Source organism: Paenibacillus konkukensis (genome assembly GCF_023523925.1).
Lineage (GTDB): Bacteria > Bacillota > Bacilli > Paenibacillales > NBRC-103111 > Paenibacillus_S > Paenibacillus_S doosanensis.
The window spans coordinates 6,501,529-6,517,656 of sequence record NZ_CP027059.1 but is presented as its reverse complement, the minus strand read 5'-3'; the positions used below and the strand labels follow the sequence as shown (position 1 = coordinate 6,517,656).

The 16,128-nt window shown below is 52.7% G+C and carries 16 protein-coding genes; 4 read left to right on the top strand and 12 right to left on the bottom strand.

Going from position 1 to position 16,128, the window contains the following annotated elements:
* Positions 1 to 105 precede the first annotated feature (105 nt).
* From SK3146_RS28275 to SK3146_RS28245, 7 genes are all read right to left on the bottom strand, one after another.
* A complete protein-coding gene (locus SK3146_RS28275; protein WP_249861906.1) occupies positions 106 to 990 on the bottom strand; it encodes a creatininase family protein in 885 nt (294 codons plus the stop codon).
* Positions 968 to 1,957 carry an aldo/keto reductase gene (locus SK3146_RS28270; RefSeq protein WP_249861905.1) on the bottom strand — a complete coding sequence of 330 codons (990 nt, stop codon included), beginning with the start codon at positions 1,955 to 1,957 and terminating at the stop codon, positions 968 to 970. The genes SK3146_RS28275 and SK3146_RS28270 overlap by 23 nt, the downstream gene beginning before the upstream one ends.
* 151 nt (positions 1,958 to 2,108) lie before the next feature.
* Complete coding sequence (locus SK3146_RS28265) at positions 2,109 to 2,393, bottom strand: MocE family 2Fe-2S type ferredoxin (RefSeq protein WP_249861904.1); 285 nt, start codon at positions 2,391 to 2,393, stop codon at positions 2,109 to 2,111.
* Between the two features lie 58 nt (positions 2,394 to 2,451).
* Entirely contained in the window at positions 2,452 to 3,552 is a 1,101-nt protein-coding gene (locus SK3146_RS28260; protein WP_249861903.1) for a fatty acid desaturase family protein, read from the bottom strand.
* A gap of 89 nt (positions 3,553 to 3,641) precedes the next feature.
* The gene (locus SK3146_RS28255; protein WP_249861902.1) at positions 3,642 to 4,544 is read right to left on the bottom strand and encodes a sugar phosphate isomerase/epimerase family protein; all 903 of its coding nucleotides are present in this window, start codon (positions 4,542 to 4,544) and stop codon (positions 3,642 to 3,644) included.
* A gap of 21 nt (positions 4,545 to 4,565) precedes the next feature.
* Positions 4,566 to 5,672 carry a Gfo/Idh/MocA family protein gene (locus SK3146_RS28250; protein WP_249861901.1) on the bottom strand — a complete coding sequence of 369 codons (1,107 nt, stop codon included), beginning with the start codon at positions 5,670 to 5,672 and terminating at the stop codon, positions 4,566 to 4,568.
* A gap of 39 nt (positions 5,673 to 5,711) precedes the next feature.
* Entirely contained in the window at positions 5,712 to 6,704 is a 993-nt protein-coding gene (locus tag SK3146_RS28245) for an aldose 1-epimerase (RefSeq protein WP_249861900.1), read from the bottom strand.
* A 269-nt stretch (positions 6,705 to 6,973) separates the two neighbouring features.
* On the opposite strand from SK3146_RS28245, the gene SK3146_RS28240 reads away from it, so the two are divergent.
* Positions 6,974 to 7,840 (top strand): helix-turn-helix domain-containing protein, encoded by an 867-nt coding sequence (locus SK3146_RS28240; protein ID WP_249861899.1) that lies wholly within the window; start codon positions 6,974 to 6,976, stop codon positions 7,838 to 7,840.
* Between the two features lie 180 nt (positions 7,841 to 8,020).
* Here SK3146_RS28240 and SK3146_RS28235 read toward each other — a convergent pair whose 3' ends face one another.
* From SK3146_RS28235 to SK3146_RS28225, 3 genes are all read right to left on the bottom strand, one after another.
* Positions 8,021 to 8,896, bottom strand: coding sequence for a hypothetical protein (locus SK3146_RS28235; RefSeq protein ID WP_249861898.1), 876 nt, complete (start codon positions 8,894 to 8,896; stop codon positions 8,021 to 8,023).
* A gap of 87 nt (positions 8,897 to 8,983) precedes the next feature.
* The gene (locus SK3146_RS28230) at positions 8,984 to 10,378 is read right to left on the bottom strand and encodes a sensor histidine kinase (RefSeq protein WP_249861897.1); all 1,395 of its coding nucleotides are present in this window, start codon (positions 10,376 to 10,378) and stop codon (positions 8,984 to 8,986) included.
* Positions 10,375 to 11,031: a response regulator transcription factor gene (locus SK3146_RS28225; protein WP_249861896.1), complete on the bottom strand. Its 657-nt coding sequence runs from the start codon at positions 11,029 to 11,031 to the stop codon at positions 10,375 to 10,377. The genes SK3146_RS28230 and SK3146_RS28225 overlap by 4 nt, the downstream gene beginning before the upstream one ends.
* 172 nt (positions 11,032 to 11,203) lie before the next feature.
* Between SK3146_RS28225 and SK3146_RS28220 the strand changes: the two genes are divergently transcribed.
* The 3 genes from SK3146_RS28220 to SK3146_RS28210 all read left to right on the top strand — a co-directional run bounded on the left by SK3146_RS28220 (position 11,204) and on the right by SK3146_RS28210 (position 12,985).
* Complete coding sequence (locus SK3146_RS28220; protein WP_249861895.1) at positions 11,204 to 12,088, top strand: hypothetical protein; 885 nt, start codon at positions 11,204 to 11,206, stop codon at positions 12,086 to 12,088.
* Positions 12,089 to 12,190: 102 nt separating this feature from the next.
* Positions 12,191 to 12,676, top strand: a complete 486-nt coding sequence (locus SK3146_RS28215; protein ID WP_249861894.1) for an HD domain-containing protein — start codon at positions 12,191 to 12,193, stop codon at positions 12,674 to 12,676.
* 60 nt (positions 12,677 to 12,736) lie between these two features.
* Positions 12,737 to 12,985 (top strand): AAA family ATPase, encoded by a 249-nt coding sequence (locus tag SK3146_RS28210; protein WP_249861893.1) that lies wholly within the window; start codon positions 12,737 to 12,739, stop codon positions 12,983 to 12,985.
* A 128-nt stretch (positions 12,986 to 13,113) separates the two neighbouring features.
* On the opposite strand, the gene SK3146_RS28205 is transcribed toward SK3146_RS28210, so the two are convergent.
* Positions 13,114 to 14,499 (bottom strand): hypothetical protein, encoded by a 1,386-nt coding sequence (locus SK3146_RS28205; protein WP_249861892.1) that lies wholly within the window; start codon positions 14,497 to 14,499, stop codon positions 13,114 to 13,116.
* A gap of 29 nt (positions 14,500 to 14,528) precedes the next feature.
* On the bottom strand, positions 14,529 to 16,061 hold the full coding sequence (locus tag SK3146_RS28200) for an extracellular solute-binding protein (protein WP_249861891.1): 1,533 nt from the start codon (positions 16,059 to 16,061) through the stop codon (positions 14,529 to 14,531).
* Between the last annotated feature and the right edge of the window lie 67 nt (positions 16,062 to 16,128).

The window sequence follows — 16,128 nt, the reverse complement described above, 5'->3', positions numbered from 1 at the left end:
GGTTTTCAAATAACCATACAGAAACGGACTAGCGTACTATCGAACGCTAGTCCGTTTCATTCTGCACCGAGTCAAGTTCGAACAACCGCCGCCGGCATACTTGCCTTAACGGTCCGCCCTGTAGCACTCGTACGTTTTCCACCGCGAATGAGCTGAGACCGGCTTTTGATTCGGCCACGGCCGAGCCGTTACCCAGGTCTCCGAGCCGGATAATACCCGGCGCCATATTTCTTCGATAATGCCATACGTTAACGGAGGAATGGTCTTGGAGTGTTGAGCCTTGTTTAATGAACAAACCGCGGCACAAAGGCGGTCCAGACAAGCATTCATAATGCTTTGTCCCAGCTCGGGCGTCGCTTCATCCGCATCGTCGCCGAGCGCCATCTTCCCTCCGGAGCCCGGCACATTCCCCCATGCCCTGGCCTCCATATCCACCAGCTCGGGACGAAGGTACATTAGCTGAGATAGCTCGTATTTTCCCGCGTGATCCCCTGTGTACAGTCCATCCGCGAGCTCAGGATCGCTTCGGACCCATACGGTAACCGGAACATGCTCCGTAAAGGCAGCGGCTGCTTGGCGCAAATCCGCTTGATTGCCTCCGCTATGTCCCGAAACGACGACAATGGTTCGAAATCCCGCGTTGACGAAGGACCTAAGCTGGTACAGCAATAAATGAATCATCACCGCAGGGGGAATGCCGGTTAGGAGAGGGTCGGTTTCCCCTACTTCCTCCTCCAGCCACCTGGCGTGGTATCCCGCTTCATGAATGTGATAGCCCATGGAAGGCGCTACGATCCCTCCAGTGCGACGAGCCGCTTCGATACAGAGCCATTCCGCTTTAAACGTATCGAGTCCAAAGGCGCTTACCTGCCCATGCGGCTCACAAATTCCAAGCGGCAAATAAACCGTCGGGCATTCTGCCAGCCTGGCTCTGAATTCATACGGCAGCAGCTCGGACCATAGCACTTTAGGCCCAATATTTGGTTTCATAGAAGTTCCTCACCCATCGATAGTGACGGCGAATGTCTTCAAAAACATCGTCAGGCAAAGGCGGCTTGCCGGCGGCTGCAATGTTCTCGTCGGCATACTTCATCACATGCATCGAGCTGATTGCCGTCGTCACTCCCGGATGCTGGAGAACAAACCGGATGGCTAGCTCCGCTAAGCTATCGGCATATTGCGGGATGAATGCCTCCTTCAAGCGGTTCACTCGCTCCATATAGATAGAACGGGGCAAATAATCGAAGTAGGATTTGCGGAAATCCCCTTCTTCAAATGGAGTGTCTTCTCGCAGAAAGCCCGTCAAGCCCCCTTCGTCCAAAATACAGCGCGCGATGACGGCAACACGGTTTTCAACGCAAAATGGAACCAGGCAATCCAGAGGAAGAGGGTCGAATAAATGAAATACCGTCTGCACCGAATCGATCTTGCCGCTCTGTACGAGAGATAATGCAAGGTCATGGCGCTGATCGGGAAGCGAAATCCCGATTCCCCGGATCTTCCCCTCCTCTTTTAACTGAAGCAGCTCCTCCATCCAATAATCAACGCGGTCCCATTGGGGCCAATATTGGTGAAGCTGCATTAAATCTATCGTCTCTACACCGAGCAGCTTGAGCGAGGTCTCCGTGCTTTCTCTAAGCCAGCCTTTGGGGTAGGCTGTCTCAATCGGAATCGGCTGGCCCCACCCTAAATTGCCGGGGCCTCGGGACTGGACTTTGGAAGCGATGAACGGCTTCTCGCCTGTCCACTCTCTCAGAGCCAGCCCGAGAATTCTTTCCGATTCCCCGTAATTACGGGCCGTATCGATAAAGTTGACGCCTTGCTCCAGGCAGTTCAAGACGGACCGGATCAGCTCTTTTTCTCCATATTGCCCAAAAACGCCGCCCAGCCCCATAGCTCCAAAGCCTAAACGCGAAACGGATGTTTCCAGCTTCCCGAATGGATTTTTTTGTATCATACGGCTTCCTAGACCTCCTGACCATTAAATGGGTGGTGAAAAACAAGCAGCCTGCGGTCGATAGAAGTTTCCACTCGCTCCGTCTACAAAGGCGACCGCTTACGCCGTTCCAGCTTTCTATCGACTCTTCGGCCACTTGTTCACCACGCTTTTAAAGCTGAATAAATACTCTGTTATTCTCGATCTTTACCGGATACGTCTTAAGATCGACACACACCGGAGCTCGTTTGGCCGCGCCGGTCTTAATATCGAAACGGCCGTTGTGCTTCGGGCATTCAATAACACTCCCCATGACAAGCCCGTTCGCAAGATGAATTTTCTCATGGGTGCAGTATCCGTCGGTTGCAAAAAATTCGCCTTTGTCGGTACGATACACGGCAAAGGTGCGGTCGTCATGGTCGAATCTCATGACATCTTCCATTTCGATATCCTCCATATGACAGACCTCCAACCATTCTGTTACCTTCATGCCGGCTTCACTCCTTCGTTTAACGTTAAGACCTCGTTAATTGCAATTCGAGATCCATTTCATGGGGAATTCCATACATATAGGGTCGTGCCGTGCTTGGCAGCGGCTTGACAACAACATAAGCCGGGTCCTGCTTCTGCTTGCGCAGCGCTGTAATAACCTCTGCCAGAGCCGCCCAAAGACTGGTTCGCGCGGCCGGACAGTCCGCCTTCATCTCCTCGTGCAGCTTCGGCAGCGCATGATAGGGAACCATAGGGAACATATGGTGTTCCGTATGATAGTTCATGTTCCAGTACAAGAACCGAAACACCGGATTCATATAGATCGTACGGGTATTCAGACGATGATCCAGGACATCTTCATATAAGCCGAGATGCTGGGTAATGCCGAAGGTAATGACGACGATACCGCCGTAGAACGAGGGCAGAAATACAAACATGGCCGGCAGCAGGCTTCCGGCGTAGAGACAAGCTCCTATAACCCCCAGTATGATCAGCATGTACACGCGCGCTTCCCAGAACGTTTTGTTGTACTGGGATTCAGGGATATATTCCTTCTCTTGGGCCTCCAACTTACCGAAAGTATGCAGAAGGAATCGCTTGATTTCTATGGGACCCCCGTATAAATGAAAGACCTGCAGCAGAAGCTGCTTCCAAATCGGCGGTCTCTCCGTAATGATTTCCGGGTCGCGTCCTACGATAATCGTATCCGTATGATGCCGGGCATGGCTCCAGCGCCACGGCGTAGCCGAACGAAGCACCATAAAGGAAGCGATTTGATATAGAACCTCGTTCATCCAAGGCGTTTTGAACGCTGTGCCGTGCCCGCATTCATGCCATCTGGAATCGCCGGGCGTAGCGTACAAAATACCATACGCCAGAAAGGCCGGCACCGCCCACCAGGTCCCCCAAGAGAGGAAAGCGAGATAGCCTAATAGGACAAGTCCGCCGAACCATATTATCGTATCCCGTATGGCGGGACCGTCCTTTCTCTTCATCAATTCCTTCATTTTTTGGCGGGGAATCGGGCTGGTGTACCATTCGGCCGCTACCAGTCCCCGTTCCTCCGCGCGTTTGCCCTCCGGACCTGTAATGCTGTAATCCCTTCTCTTGGTCTGTACTTCCATCTCAAATCTCCTTTCAAACGGTCAACCGGATAACGGATAAGCGCGCTATTCTGCACGCTTATCCGCCAATCAAACGTTCAAGGGTTGGTTTAGACGCCCAGCCGCTTCAGCTTGCCGTCCAGAAACTGCTTGGCCCGGGGAATGTCGGTCTCGTCGAGGTGCTCAATAATAATCGGAATATTCGGGTGCAGCTTCGCCAAGCGGGCCAAGTACAGATCGTAGTTCAGTATGCCCAGTCCCGGCGCCGGAAGCTCGACGGCTCCCGCTCCGCGGAACGTATGCGATTCGGCGGCGTCGATATTGACATGCTTTTCTCCTGTGTCTTCCGCAGGCTTACAGTCCTTGGCGTGGGCAATCTTGATTCTGTCGCCCAATGCATTGAAGATGCGGTGAATCTCCTCGTCCACGTGATGAATATTCGTGTCCGTAAAGTAATTGGTCGGGTCCATGAGCAAGCCGAGCCCCGGATGGTTTACATCGGAGAACAGCCTGGTCACTTGATCGACCGAACCGATGATATTATTCACATAGTTCTCAACCAGGAACACCGAACCATGCTCGTAAGCGAATTTTGCCAGATCTTCAATCTGTCTGCATATCTCCTCGTAAGCTTCCTCTGTGCCGTTCTTCGAATCCCAGACCCAATCGCTTTCCCGGTTATATGTACCGGTTTCGCTGATGACATACGGGGTACCCAGATCGCGGGCATAGCGCAGGAGATTCTTTAACCCTGCGATGTTCTGTTCCCGAATATCCGGGTTAGGATGAATAATATTGGTGTATCCCGAGATGGCCACTATCGGCAGGTTAGCGTCCCGGAACGCATGCTGTATGAATTGAGCCTTGCTCTTATCGAGGTTATGAGCGGATACATCCAGATCTTTGAAGGAGAGATCCAGTTGAACACAGGAAAAGCCGTCCTTCTGAATTCGTGAAATCGTTTCCGCCAATGTATACGGATAATACCCGTTAAAAATACCTACTGAAATCATGAACCATCGCCTCCCAAAAAGTTAATTGAATGAACTCGCCACTTCCTCAAACAAGATCGTGCGCCCTTCGGCAATCGACTTATAGCATCCATCCACGACGGCCATCGTCAGCAGATTGTCCCTGCCGCTGATCTCAGGCTCGCTATCCGTCTCAACCGCCCGGAGCAGCTGGGCCATCGTTCCTTGAAACGCATCCGGGAACCATACCTCATCCCAGGTTGGACGATGCCACTTATTCGGCGATGTTTTGGTCGTGTATTCGATCGTGCTGGGTTGCCGCTCCGGATAGGAGGGCCAGCCGATCGTCCCTTGCGCCAAGCCGTCCAGTCCAACGACTCTCCATTTGATGTAGATGTCTTTCTCGGTGCCTTCGCCCGGCCATGCCCAGACATCGTCAAGACTTGTCGCCAACAGCTCGTTAGCGTACTGGAACGAATATTGGGAAATGCCGTCAATATGCCGGAAGGTCGTCCGCGGGTCCCGCCTGGCGACAGCCGTAATTTTCAACGGGTTGCCGAATAAGTACCGGAACGTATCGATATGATGGATGCCCATGTTCAAAATTTCGACGTTCTCGTATTGATGCAAAAAATCCTGCCAGTGGGGAATCGCGCGCATTTCGATCGTGGCCAAGACGGGCAATCCAAGATCTCCCCGATCCAAAAGCGCCTTGAGGGCGCGAATCGATTGATCGTAGCGCATATTCGAATTAACCCCCAATTTGATGCCCGCCTCTTCGCAAAGTCGGACGATTTCGGAGGCTTCGCGCGAATTCATCGCCAACGGCTTTTGGCATAAAATGCCTTGGATGTGCTTCTGCTTTACGGCCTTTTTCACCACCTCAAGCTGCTTATCCGGCGGGATGGCAATGTCCAAAATCTCGATCTCCGGATCGTTTATCAGCTCTTCCCACGCTGCATACACCTTCGCGATACCCCGCTGCTCCGCCGCTGCTTTGGCATTTTCAAATGTCCTCGAAGCTATGGCTGCCGGATTAAATCCCGCATCCCGATACGCAACCAGGTGGCAGTCCCTCATAATAAACCCGGAACCGATACAGCCGATTCTGAAATCTTTCCGATTCGGCAGCTGCGGTCGAATAGATACATCCAAATCCGTCGAATTCAATCCGATCCCTCCTTATAGTCAACTTGCATAACGAAACCGTCAACCCAGCGCTTCGGTCCACATGGAAGCCGCAAAACGGAACGTTTCTCCCGGCATGAGGCCTCTGGCTCCAGTCCGTTCAGATTCATAAGGCAAATTAAACGCGTCGGTAACATACGTATAAGGCTCCAGAGAGTAAGCCGAAGACCAGTCCGGACGGAACAGCACCAGATAAGGGAACTCCGGCCCCAGACGAAAGAGAATGGAGTACGCGTTATCAGGCACGTCGATTCGGCAGGTGGCTCCGCCTTCCTTAAGGGTAATCAGCGAGCAGTCCAGTTCGGAATACTCCGAGATCGAGACGCCTTCGTTCAAGCTCCGGCTCAACTCGGTTCGCGAAGGCAGACCCTTGACCGTGGCCTGAGAAGTGACAGGCCATTCCTCCAAGGCGGGAGCATGGAGAATGATTTCTTTTCCGCGATGGAAAGGTAGAGCAAAATAAGGATGAAGCCCGAATGCAAAAGGCGACTCTTCCTCCCCGTCGTTAACAATGGCGCCTTCCAAATAAAGACGTCCCGCCAATAACCGGTAAGTTACCGTAAAGGTTAGCGAGTGAGGGAAATAAGCCATTAGGCCCGGATGGGAAGCATAGCTAAACCGGCTTGTTACATACGCTCCGCCATCGCCTGATACCCCCTTTTCCACGATCTCCCATGCCCGTTTACACAGTTCCCCGTGCAGATGAAAATCCGGAGGCTCGTTAATGGGCAATTCGTATTCCCTTCCCCGATAGCTGAACCTTCCTTTATGTACGCGATTGGGGGGAAACAACATAGGCATGCCGTACTGAAACGGCGCAAACGCTTCCTGTTGCAGCTTCTGCAAGCGGGCCGGCGGCTCGATAACCGGATGATCCCCGCTCTCAAAACGAATCAGATTGTTCCCGATGCCGGGAATGATCTCCGCTATGGAGCCGGTAGCCGGTTCCCTGAGAACAACGATATCCAGTCCCTCTTTGACGACCTGTTCTACCGATGCCGAATTACTTGTCAATGCAAGTCCCTCCCTGGTTGGTAACGCTTTCTAAAAATCATTATAGAAAATTTCCTTTCCCTTGTATTTAGCTAAAAGCAACATTTAAGTTGCCGAAATCACTTTTTTAAAAAATGGATAACGTCTAGTTATAACATTCAGGTAAACCGAATTAGCCCTATAGGACTAGCGCCCGGAGTAGGCTATTCCACTTCTTATCTATGCCGAGTTGCTAGAATCATTATTTTTTGATTACAATCAATGTATCGAATCAGTGAGGAGTGATCGGTATGGCACTTGCTCCGCATGAAGATCAGGAATACTTCGCTCTAAGTCCTGAAGAGACGATACTCAGGCTGTTTAACTATTATTTCCCCCCTTATATTACGCTGGCCAGCCGCTTCGATTTTTTGCATGGGGAAGAAGACTTGTACAAAAACCGGCGCTTGAAACAATATTTATTGGAATACGTAGAGGATGGAAGCGCAGAATTCATGCTCGGAGATAAGCCGATGCCGGTAAAACAAGGAGATCTTTTTCTGATCCGGCCCGATCATCCGCACACCATCCATGGAAAAGCCGGAAGTCCTTACAAGTGCATCAGCATCTTGTTTCATTTCGGACAGAGCAGGAACTTTCCGCTGTCCGATTTGCTTCCGAAAGAGACGTATCTCGGTACGATTCGCGGCCTGCCGCTTGAAGACCAGCTTCACCAGCTAGTCCATAATTATCAGGACCCTCATTGGGTCAATCAGTTGAGGTGCCAGCATATCTTGATCGGCATTCTTCTGCAGCTGCTGACATCTGCGGCGCCGTTCGCCTTGAATCAAACCCGTTCGGGAGCAAGGGTCGAATTGGCCCGGCGTTATTTGGAGCAGCATTATGCGGAAAATATTACTTTGGAGCAGCTGGAGTCCGTCTCCGAATTAAGCCGCAATTATTTGCTGAGCAAATTCAAACAGTTCTATAATCTGTCCCCCATGAAATATCTGAGATGGATTCGCATCCAACGGGCCAAAGAGCTGGCGGCCAATACCAGCCTCTCGGTCAATGAAATCGCCGTTCGGGTAGGCTATGCAGACTTGCATACATTCGGCAGGATGTTCAAAGCCGAGACCGGAATGAGCCTGACGCAGTTCAGCTCCAGTATTAAATAACAAATCCCCCAAAAGTGACGTAATGCTCTGAAGCTTATTCCCGTTACTTTCGGGGAGCCCCCGGATATCCACAGGAAATTGCTGCGCATCATTTCCTAAACAATAAAAAAATCGGAACCCCTGCTATTGAAACGGGTTCCGATTCCTTCCGGTGCTTTTTCATCAATCCTCTATGTGCGCCTACATTTGTTTTTGCTTGTTGATCGTACGATCCAGGCTGCCGTCGTATCCGGTTTGAAAGTAATAAAGATTGACGATCTCCTTGTTGTCGCCGGCGAGTCCTGCCATATAGGCCGAGCCGTCGGACAGCTCGCACAGGACGGGAACGCCGATTTTGTCGACGCCGTCCGCAGCCGTGATTTTGACGCCGGTGATCGTTACATTTTGAGGCAGCAGAGCGGTCACAGCCTGTTTTGCCTTTTCCTTCCAGGCCGAGTCGTTCAATTCCGCATTCTTCACTGCATTCCGGTCATAGGAGGACGAGGCGTTAATGATCTTTCCGTTAACGGAGTTCAGGTAAACCGAGTAGGACTTTGCGCCGCTCGCTTCAGCGGCAGCCTCGCCGGACGACCCTGCCGGATCAAAGGTCAGAGACCAGGTGTCGGTGCCGGGGACGGCCCCTTTGAGAAAGCCTGCGCGGGCCGTGTACCCGGCGAGGTCGGCGTCAAACACTTTTTTAAGCAGCCCGGCTCCATAGGCGGCGGCCTGTTCGGCAGTAATATCCTTATCTCCCGGGACGTATGTAGACTGAAGCTCCGCAGCCCGGCTCTCCAGCTGCGCTGTCGGAGCGCCCTTCGCTACGAGCGCCTCCTTGAGCTTATCCGCAGTATACGCCGCGGATTGGTCGATTACGGTGTACTCCGCTTTTTCCTCCGTCACAGCCGCCTTTGTGTCCGGCTGTACATCCTTAATCGGCTGCTGCACAACCTGCACGCCGGTTTGCGCGAAAGTCTCGCCGCTGAGCAGAATATACATCGTCGCGCCGCCGCCGGCAATTAAAGCGGCCGCTGCAGCGAATACGCCTGCCTTTTTCACTGTGTTCTTCAACATGTTCATCTCGATCGTCTCCTCTGATTGAATTGTACCGAAGTACTTACAACAACATCATACATCCGCGGATATTATCGAGTTTTCAAAGAGTTGTTATGAAGTTGTAAAAATCACCCGCATCGTCGTTCCCTCTCCTGGCCGGGATTTCATTTGAAGCTCGGCTCCGTGCAGCTGGGCAATTTGCCGGCACAGCGACAATCCCAAGCCTACGCCGCCCCCATGTCTGGAACGCGCCCGATCCACCCGATAGAACGGTTCGCACACCAATGCCGTCTGCTCTTCCTCCATCCCGCAGCCGAAATCCTGCACCTCGAGTACCGGCGCCGCATCGGCGTAAGCCGATAAACGTATAGTTGAACCCGCTGCGGAGGCATTGGCGGCGTTGTCGATAAAGTTGATCAGCATCGATTGCAGCAGCACCGCATCTCCCTTAATTTCATCCAACCGGCAGGAAACTTCCAGCCGTATCTGTTTGCTCCGCAGCGTTGGCTCGGCCGCAACCCGCACCGATTCCAGCAATCGGGATGGTACGACGGGAAGCCGTTCCACCGCATTGTTGCTTATGAGCGCGAGGTCCAGCAATTTGAAGGCAAGATCCTGCATTCGGCCGGTTTCGCTCAAAATATAGCCGGCCGCCTTGATGCGGTCCTGTTCGCGGGCGTTCGCACGCTGCAAATATTCGGCATACCCGCGAATAGCCGTGAGCGGCGTTCTCAGTTCATGGGCCAAATTATCCACGAGACGCTGCTTATTGCGCGCGGCTTGATCGAGTTCGCCGATCTTCTCCCGGATGCTTGCAGCCATTTGATTGAAGCTTACGGCAAGATCGCGGAACTCGTCCTTCCCCTTCACTGCGATGGCGCGATCATAGACGCCTCCCGCTATTTCGCCGGCGGCTTGCTGTAAAGCCCGGACGGGGTAAGTCAATCTCTTAAGCAGCAGAAGCAGCGCTAACGCCAAAGCGATCTCCATGGCAGCGCTCACGATGATCAAGTAACGGGTCATCCGGGATTGGGCTTGATACAGCTCGGAGTTATCCCGCGCATACAGCAGCGTGTAATCGTCGTAATGACCGCCGACGCTGCCGGTGATCCATAAAAACGGGCCTTCGTTGACCATCCGGATCTTCGTCCGATCCGCTTCCCCGGGAACATCCGGCGCTGCGGCACGAGCCGGCACGTTGGAGAAAATAAGCTGATCCGAACGGAGCAGCTCCAAGTATACGTGCTGGCGCGCGTAATAATCGGCATAAGAGCGCATAAAGCTTCGCATCTGCTCCGGGATCGGCAGCGTTTGCTCTCTGAAATACAGGCTGTCCAACGTCTGGTAAACACTATTGGAAATAAACTGATATTCCCCCAGCGCCCTGTCGGCATCCCGTTTCATATCCAGCGTGTAGTACGATCTGGCGATAAGGTACAGGCATCCATTGATGAATATAATGACCACCGCCAGGATGAGGATAAACGTTTTTTGCCAAAACTTCATGGGCTGACCTCCAGCCGATAGCCCATTTTATATACAGTCTTGATGCGCTGCTCCCAATGCAATTTTTTGCGCAGCTTTTGAATATGGACGTCTACCGTCCTCGTTTCGCCCATGTAGTCGTATCCCCAAACCAGATGAAGCAGCTTCTCGCGCGACAACGCGATATTTTTATTTTTGATCAGCGTCTCCAGCAGCTCGTATTCGCGATGCGTGAATTCAACCTCGGAGCCGTTTACCGTAACCACCCTGCTGTCCAGATTGACAACCGTACCGTCAAGGGCAAAAACGGGCGACGCCCGCTGAATGCGGCGCAGCACCGCATCGATTCGCGCCAGCAGCTCCACGGTTTCGAACGGTTTCACGATATAATCGTCGGCGCCCAGCTTAAGTCCCTTCACTTTGTCGGATAAGCCGCCCATGGCGGTCAAGAAAATGACCGGCGTCCCCTCAGCCACATGCTGAATTAATTGAAAGCCGTCCAGTCCCGGCAGCATAATATCCATAATAATCAGCGCATAAGCATTAGTTTTTAAACACTCCAGCGCCTCATTGCCGTTATATACCTGCTCGCAGCTATGCCCTACCAAATCCAGGTTCATGGCAATCAAATCGTTGATAGCCAGCTCATCCTCTACGATGAGAATATGCGCCATTCGATGACCCCCCTCAAGTAATCGACGGAGCTGTCATCGATTTTGTTTCAGTCGTTTTCGCTAGGCGGCTTTTTCATTCGCAACTGAAGAAGGAATTCGTTTCCTTCAGCACGAATAATAAATTCGAAATATCCAGTATTTGGATTCACAAGATAAATGAGAGGTGACGAACATGAACGGGGCACAGGTACTTAGTCGGGCTAAAGATTTTTTATACAAAAACGCGCGTTTGCTGGATCGAAAACGGTACGAGTATCATTTTGAAGGCGGGTCTAATGTTGAGGTTGTCGATGTTCTTAAAGCGTATCAAAATCAGGACGGCGGTTTCGGGAATGCACTTGAGCCTGACCTCCGCTGCCCTCAAAGCCAGCCTGTTCCAACCGAGCTAGCGTTGACTATTATGGAGGAAGTTCATTATTTCGATCCGCATATCGTCAAAGGGATCGTTAAACATCTTCAGCAAATTACGCTGCCCGGGGGTGGAGTACCCTTTGTATTTAAAAATGCCAAACATTATCCCCATGCGCCATGGTGGAAAACAGAAGAGGACTGCCGGCCTTCTATCAATCCGACGGGAAAAATTCTTGGCTATTTATACAAGCAAAAGGCGTTCACGGACTTCTGTCAAGAAGAGTGGTTTTTAAAAAATGAGCAATTTACTTGGGACTATCTGGAACACGGAAGCCCGACAGGGTACCATGATGGAATTCAATGGATAACTTTCTTGGAGAATGTGCCAGATACCAACAAGGCGGACAAATATTGGCCTGCTCTTGACGATTGGCTGAGCCGTCCTGGAACAATCGAACGTAACCCGCTAGCGGAAGGTTATGTCCATAAAGTTCTTGATTGGTGCCCTGTCTCGACAAGCTACTCAAGGAAGTTTATTTCTGATGAAGAGATCCATAACCATCTACAAGTTCTTATCCGACAGCAGCAAGAGGACGGAGGATGGCCGATTAACTGGCATGCCCTCTCCCCAGGTACAGAGTTAGAATGGCGGGGTGGGATTACGGTGGAAAGGCTTCGAACCTTACAGTCATACGGGATGATTTAAGAGTGCCATTAACCGAAAGTACTAGATCCCGCTGCGGTCTAGAATAAAACTGAATCTTTGCCGATTGGCAGCGTCTCGTGATGAAGAATTGCATAAAAAAACGTGGGGAGAATTGCAACCCTGTTTGGTTTAGATCCTGAACTCGCAGCCCAAGCGGCTTTTCTTCATGATATTAGCAACGTGATTCCTGAATCCGGCATGATTCGCATGGCTGAGAGCTCCGGTATCGATATATTGGAGGAAGAATACCGTTATCACCGGATTATTCATCAGAAGCTTTCAAGAGATATGGCCAATAAAATATTTGCTTGTACACACGTTAATGTGCTAAGCGCCATTGAATGCCACACTACCTTGAAAGCAGGATCAAGTTTATTAGACAAGGTTTTATTTGTCTCCGATAAGATTTCGTGGGAGCTTCCAGGAGAACAGCCGTTTCAAGAAAAAATGAAAGAAAAAATAGATTGTATTGATTTGAATGGAGCGGTTCTTATTTACTTGAATCATGTCTGGGAACAAAGGGACAAGCTCAAATTAGTGCACCCATGGCTTATTGAGGCAAGAGAAGAACTACTTGCTCAAAGCTAAATTCGGCGCGCGCTGGTTTTCCAAATGAAAAAATGGATGGATTATATGCCTAAAATCCTTTTGCTTAGAGGAACGTGCGGAACCGGCAAGTCGACGTTGGCCAACGAACTGGCTATGAGGCTCCATGTACCCGTACCCGTGCTGCATAAGGATGATATTTACGACTCCGTTGTCGAGCTCGTGCCGGAGCATCATTCAAGAAACAGAATCTGCTTCGATTTTCTTTGCCGGTTTTTAACTAACGTCATTGCTGCAAACGCCACCGTTATACTCGATTACGGACTAAATAAACCAACTTATCCGAATTAAAAGAACACAATAAGGATTTGGATGCGGAATAGGCCAAAGACTCCCGTACCGGCCCGTCTGAAGCAGGTTCATTAAATACGCAAAGAGCGCCTGCTGCCAACGCAGGGACGCTCTTGCTTCCAAGCCTCTTATAACCCGGCGACGATGTACAAATTATAGCCGATCGCATATAACCGCTGGCAAGCCTTGTAATACGGGTGGCTGTACCGTTCGAGCGCCTCGGGAGCGTCCTCGGCGTTCCGGTCCGCCCATATCGTCACCGTGCCATCCGGCTTGAAGGACAGAAGCTGTTCTCCCGGCAGGTCGAGCAGCTTCGACGCCATGGCAACGGTGCCGCCGACGCTGCCGTACGAGACGCCGTGGCGGTCGAACACTTCGCCGTCGCCGGCCGGCATGCCGCGCACCAGCTCGTGATAGCCGTCGCCGTTCAGGTCGACGGGAATCGTGCGGTATACCTGGAACGGCAGTTGGTACGGCCGCCCTGTCTCGGCATCGTAAATAAACTCATCCATGTTCTGATGGAAGCGTCCGTCCGGGCCGCATGTTTTGGCCCCGATCCGGATCGCCATCGCGACATGGCTCCGGTCGTCCTGCAGGCGGGCGGCCCAGCCGATATCCATATGCCCCTGGTCGACATCGCCCCACTTCCGGCTGCCCTGCTCGTCGAACATAACGACGCGCGGCGTTGCGGACGGATCGGACTCGCGCACGGTAAACAGCGACCAGCGGCCGTGCTCCCGGTTCAAGATCGGCTGCACGACGTCGGAGTGCCCGGCGTATACTTCACGGTCGGCGCAGAACAGCTCCCGACCCGTATCCAGCTCGATGCACCGCTCGCCCCACATCAGCTCGTCGATCCCGTCGCCGTTCAGATCGATCACCGGCGTCACATGGCTGCCTCTTGCGCCGGGGTCCTCCTTGCGAATGACATGCTCCCAGCGCGATGTCATATCCGGCTTCCAGCCCTGCAGGTACATGCTCCAGTACGTGCCCTGCGCCGTGACCAGCACCGGCTCGCCGTGCGCATAGCCGCCGACGATAAAATTGCGGAACGTGCAGCTGAGCGGCTGTTCCTTGCCTCCGTCATGCGGCCACGGCCACTGGCCGGTGGTCTCGCCCGTCCGCGCATCGAGCCGCTCCAGCCGGTAAAACGGCACCGCAAACGGATGCTGCTCGTTCAGATTGTTGACGAACCACAGCTCGTCGACCCCGTCGCCGTCCAGATCGAACGGGTACACGGGGCAGAACCAGATGCCCGGCACGACCGTCTTGCCCAGCTCCCGCTTCCAGAGCACCTCGCCGTCTTCGGTAAACAGTATCATCTTCAAGGTGTCCGTCGGGTAAAAGAACATATTGACGGACGGGTCGACATCGAAGTCCGCGGCGTAGACGGCGAGAAACGCCTTCCGTTCATCCCCCAAGGCGACGGGAACCGCCCGCAGCTGCCCGAGCTTCTGCCCGACGGAAAACTCCAGCGCCTTATCCAGCTTGATCTGCTTCGTTGAACTTGTCATGTTTCATATCCTCCTCTATCGCTTCAGATTTATTTCAAAACCGATTTGCCTTCCGTGTTGTACCAGTTCGTCCAAAATGCCATCGCTTTCTCCCCGCCGGACGATTTATACCTGCTGACATAGCTGTCCCATGTCTGGTCGACATCGGCGTTGCCGAGTATCGCCTTGGTCGTATATTCGCTCGTAATTTTCCCCAGATTGAAGCCGGCCAGCTCGGGATAATATGGCAGCGCGGCGCGCAGCAAGTCGGGCTTGCCGATCTTGGCCGCCAGCTCCAAATTGTCCACGGCCTCCTTCGGGTACACCAGGCCGATATACTTTTTCACATCATCGGTTAATTGTCCGGTTCTCACCAGCGAGAACGACCAGTGGATCGGCGCCAGCTGCTGGTCCGTCAGCTCGATCTTTCCGCTTGTTTCCTTGTAGTTATAGCCCGGCACGCCGAGGAACGAATATTTCATGCCTTCCGGAGAAACGGCCCAATCCATGAATTTCATCAGCTGATCGATGTTTTTCGTCTCCTTCGGAATGGCGATGTAATGCCGGTTCAAGCTCGGATAGGAGAAGCTGGCAGGCTTGCCGTCCGGCTGCAGCGGCAAAGGCACCGCGATGTACTGGCTCATCACCTCCTTGGGGATTTCCAGACCGGAAGGATAATGCCAGAAGCCGGAGATGACGCCGTACTTCAGCGACTTGAATTTTTGCTGGAAAATCGGCGACGTGACGGTCGGGAACTCGGGATCGAGAATTTTCTCGTTCACCAGCTTGTTCATAAACTTCAGAAATTCCTTGTATTCCGGCGTAATTTCCGGCGGAGTGACCACTCCGTCCCGTACGGAGTACGCTTCTGCGTTAAACGCCGCCTTGAACGCCCGAGCTCCGTTGTCCACGCTGCTTGTCGTCAGCAGCCCGAACGTATCGTTCTTGCCGTTGCCGTCCGGATCGTTCAAAGTAAAGGCTTTCATCACCTGGTAAAAATCGTCGATCGTCTGCGGAACCGGCAGCTTCAGCTTATCCAGCCACTGCTTGTTAATGTAGACGACCTGGCTGAGACCGTCCGGACGGCTGTAGGGGAAGGCGAATATTTTGCCTTTCTCCGTCACGGGCAGCCATGAATCCGCAGGCATCACCTTCTTAATGTTCGGGTATTTGGCCGTATCGTTAATGTATGGCGTCAGATCGGTCAGCAGATCGTCCTTGGCGTACTTCATGATCAAGTCTCGGTCGCTGACGGCGAAGGCGTCCGGGTAGCTGCCCGAAGCCATCAGTACGTTCAGCTTGTCGACATACCCGGCGGTTCCCGGCGAATCGAGCGCGACCTCGACGCCGGTCTGCTCCTTCAAATACCGGATGTACTCGTTATCCGTCAGCGACATGCCCTTCGGATCGACGTTATAGTCGAACATCACCTTGAATTTGTACGGCTCCGCCTTCGCTCCGTTTGCCTCCCCCGCGCCTCCCGCCTCTTTGCTCTTCGCGCCGCTGCAGCCCGCCGTCACCAGGCAGACCGAGAGAACCAGAAGCGCCGGCCGCGCCGCCGAATAGCCCCTTTTCTTTTGCATACGACTTCCTCCTCCGTTAGATTAGGATGCATCCGCCTGCAGCTTCCTGCGAATGTAACCCCATTGT